Annotated in this window: 2 protein-coding genes; both read left to right on the top strand. The window is 64.0% G+C overall.

Features of this window, described 5'->3' with window-relative positions; translation table 11 throughout:
- Positions 1-526 (top strand): glutathione binding-like protein (locus tag ABB28_RS17310; protein WP_057687598.1); only part of this gene is annotated, 526 nt, incomplete at its 5' end.
- 79 nt (positions 527-605) lie between these two features.
- Positions 606-737: ClpXP protease specificity-enhancing factor SspB (locus ABB28_RS17305; RefSeq protein WP_245625372.1), on the top strand; the 132-nt coding region annotated here is incomplete at its 3' end.

Here is a 737-nt window from a genome sequence, read left to right as displayed (position 1 = left end):
TTTTGTGCCGGTGGATCCGCAGAATCCGCCGGAAGACCTGATCGACCTCAATCCCTACCATTCCGTGCCCACCCTGGTGGAGCGCGAACTGGTGCTGTACGCGGCGTCGGTGGTCAGCGAATACCTTGATGAGCGCTACCCGCATCCGCCGTTGATGCCGGTCGATCCGCTGTCGCGTGCGCGCATCCGCCTTGCGATGCTGCGCATCGAACATGACTGGGTGCCGCAGGTGCAGGCCATCCAGCTGGGCAACAAGACCCAGGCCGAAGCCGGCCGCAAGCGCCTGAAGGAACTGCTGACCAGCGCGGTGCCGCTGTTCAAGGCCAGCAAGTTCTTCCTGAATCCTGAAATGACCCTGGCCGACTGTGCGGTCGCGCCGATCATCTGGCGCCTGCAGGCGCTGGATGTGCCGCTGCCGAAGGACGGCAAGGCGATCGAGGATTACGGCAACCGGATCTTCCGCCATCCCGGCTTCATCCGCAGCCTGACCGAGCAGGAAAAGAAGCTGCGCGACCTGCCGGGTTGACCTGCACTTTCCGACTGTTTGCCCAACACTTCGCCCGCTCCCCTGCCACGCAGGGGGGGCGGGCGCGTACACTTCACGCATGACTGACGAATTCTTCCGGATGACCAGCCACCGCCCGTACCTGTTGCGCGCCTTGGTGGAATGGATCAATGACAACCAGCTGACCCCGCACATCCTGGTGGATGCCGGCGTGGCTGGCGTGCAGGTGCCG

Source organism: Stenotrophomonas chelatiphaga (assembly GCF_001431535.1).
GTDB classification, from domain to species: domain Bacteria; phylum Pseudomonadota; class Gammaproteobacteria; order Xanthomonadales; family Xanthomonadaceae; genus Stenotrophomonas; species Stenotrophomonas chelatiphaga.
Note: the sequence above shows the minus strand (reverse complement) of the source record. Positions and strands in the feature narration are given on the sequence as shown.